The organism is Candidatus Marinimicrobia bacterium CG08_land_8_20_14_0_20_45_22 (assembly GCA_002774355.1).
Lineage (GTDB): Bacteria > Fidelibacterota > UBA2242 > UBA2242 > UBA2242 > 0-14-0-20-45-22.
This window is the reverse complement of the sequence record PEYN01000208.1, coordinates 1-2,455: the sequence shown is the minus strand read 5'-3', so window position 1 is coordinate 2,455 and position 2,455 is coordinate 1. Positions and strand designations below refer to the sequence as shown.

Below are 2,455 nucleotides of genomic sequence, written 5' to 3'. Positions count from 1 at the left end.
TGAATAAATGTGCCTGCCGGAATATTTTTCAACTGGAGCGAGTTGCCAACCTTTATTGGCGCTTCGGATCCGGATAAAATAACATTACCGACTTCCAGTCCGTCCGGCGCTATAATATATCGTTTCTCGCCGTCTTTATAACAGACTAGAGCGATGCGTGAATTACGATTCGGATCGTATTCAATCGTTTTCACGGTGGCTTCGATGCCATATTTGTCGCGCTTGAAATCAATGATACGATAAGCGCGCTTAACACCACCGCCACGCCGACGCGATGTTACGCGTCCTCGGTTATTTCTTCCACCTGAATTCAGTTTCACAGCCAGTAAACTTTTTTCCGGCTTGGTCGTCGTTATCTCTTCAAACGTATCGACCGTTTTAAAGCGCTGTCCAGGTGTATTCGGTTTGATCTTTTTTATACCCATAGCTTTATACCGCGGTTTTTCCCTGATAAAAATCTATTTTTTCACCTTCCTTAAGTGTCACAATGGCTTTCTTCCAGTTCGAACGTCTTCCGCTCGTCCGGATAACTCTTCCGCCACTTCTGACCGTTATCTGTTTTTGTTTGCCGCCCATTTGAATGGTCGCAACCTTCTCAACTTTCACATCGAAACGATCTTCAACGGCTTTCTTGACTTCGATCTTGTTCGCTTTCGGATGGATGACGAAACCATATTTCCGCTCCTTTTCCTGAAGAGCGTTCATCTTCTCTGTCAGAAGCGGTTTGATGATGATAATTTCCTTGATAGACATCGTTGATTCCTTATTTGTTCGCGAGGAGACGATTGTTTAATTTTTCAAAGCCTGCGCGGTCGATCAATAAAACTTCGCAGTCTAATAAATCATAAGTGGATGCGCGTTCGGCTTCAACCAACAGGATGTTGTAAAAATTGCGCGCCGCAAGTGAAAGATTCTCAGTAATTTCCGTCGCCAGCATCGTGATTCGCTTATCGGAAATATTGAACTTTTCCAGCAATTCACGAACATTTTTGGCTTTCGAATCACTAAAATTAAAATCCTCTACGACGATGATGCCGCCGTTCTGATATTTATAAGCGAGAGCGCTCTGTCTGGCCAGACGTTTGACCTTCTGATTAATCTTAACTCCATAGATTTTCGGTTTCGGTCCAAACGCCCTTCCGCCGCCAACCCAGACCGGGCTGGTGCTGGAACCGGCTCTCGCTGTACCACGTCCTTTTTGCTTCCATGGTTTCCTTCCACCGCCGCGCACTTCCGCACGCGTTTTGGAGGAAGCGGTTCCCTGGCGGCTATTGGTCATTTCGGCTTTTACCGCCAGCCAGATCGAGTGATCGTGCGGTTCGACGGTAAAAGAAGGTTGGTCAAATACCATCTTTTCGCCGGATTCCGATCCGTCCTTTTTAAAAATGGTGAATTCTATGCTCAACGTTCCTGCCTCCGAATGGTTACGATGCCACCGTTCGCTCCGGGAATGGCACCTTTAATATATAATAAGTTATTGGCGGCGTCTATTTTGGCAATCTTGAGATTCCGAATCGTCGATTGTGCTCCGCCCATTCTGCCCGCCATTTTGACTCCCTTGATGACGCGCGACGGATAAGCCGACGCGCCAATAGCACCCGGCGCTCTCAGTCGATCGCTCTGACCGTGGGTTTTAGGACCGCCCCTAAAATTGTGGCGCTTGACAGTTCCCTGAAATCCTTTTCCTTTTGAGGTTCCAGTGACTTTGACAATGTCGCCTTCCTTGAAAATTTCGACGGTAATGTTCTCGCCTGTTTTTGCAGTTGCTGGATCGAAATCCCGAATTTCCGCGACATAGCGAAGCGGCTCGACCTTGACGGCTTTAAAGCGTCCAAGTTCCGGTTTTTTCATCAGGCGTTCGACTTTCTTCTCGAATCCCAATTGCACCGCGACATATCCGTCCGTTTTCTTCGATTTGACCTGAATGACCGGACAAGGGCCGGCTTGAACGACCGTTACCGGCACGACTTCACCCGACTCTCTAAAAATCTGGCTCATTCCCAATTTTTTACCAATAATTCCAATCATAACCGTGTTTCCGTTATACCTTAATCTCGATATCTACGCCCGCCGGAAGGTCTAATTTCATCAAAGCATCGACCGTTTTCGACGTGGAATTCAAAATATCAATAAGTCTTTTATGGATTTTTGTTTGAAACTGTTCTCTGGACTTTTTATCCACGTGCGGCGACCGCAAAACAGTGTAAATCGTTCTCTGCGTGGGCAGTGGAATCGGACCCGAAACAAGGGCGCCCGTCGATTTCGCCGTTGCCACGATCTTCTTGGTGCTCTTATCTAAAAGATTATGATCGTACGCTTTCAAACTGATTCTAATTTTTTGTCCTGGCACAGAATGCTCCTTATTCCAATATTTCGGTTACGACACCGGCGCCAACTGTCCGTCCGCCTTCTCGAATCGCAAACCGTAACTCTTTTTCCATCGCAATTTCAGTGA

The 2,455-nt window shown here is 46.8% G+C and carries 6 protein-coding genes; all 6 read right to left on the bottom strand.

The window, feature by feature from the left end; translation table 11 throughout:
• A partial coding sequence (gene rplB, locus COT43_11760; protein ID PIS27202.1) for a 50S ribosomal protein L2 occupies nt 1-425 on the bottom strand: 425 nt, incomplete at its 3' end.
• 4 nt (nt 426-429) lie between these two features.
• Complete coding sequence (locus tag COT43_11755; GenBank protein ID PIS27201.1) at nt 430-753, bottom strand: 50S ribosomal protein L23; 324 nt, start codon at nt 751-753, stop codon at nt 430-432.
• Nucleotides 754-763: 10 nt separating this feature from the next.
• Entirely contained in the window at nt 764-1,405 is a 642-nt protein-coding gene (locus COT43_11750; GenBank protein ID PIS27200.1) for a 50S ribosomal protein L4, read from the bottom strand.
• Nucleotides 1,402-2,028 carry a 50S ribosomal protein L3 gene (locus COT43_11745; GenBank protein PIS27199.1) on the bottom strand — a complete coding sequence of 209 codons (627 nt, stop codon included), beginning with the start codon at nt 2,026-2,028 and terminating at the stop codon, nt 1,402-1,404. The genes COT43_11750 and COT43_11745 overlap by 4 nt, the downstream gene beginning before the upstream one ends.
• Before the next feature lie 13 nt (nt 2,029-2,041).
• Nucleotides 2,042-2,350 (bottom strand): 30S ribosomal protein S10, encoded by a 309-nt coding sequence (locus COT43_11740; protein PIS27198.1) that lies wholly within the window; start codon nt 2,348-2,350, stop codon nt 2,042-2,044.
• 10 nt (nt 2,351-2,360) lie between these two features.
• Nucleotides 2,361-2,455 (bottom strand): hypothetical protein (locus tag COT43_11735; protein PIS27197.1); only part of this gene is annotated, 95 nt, incomplete at its 5' end.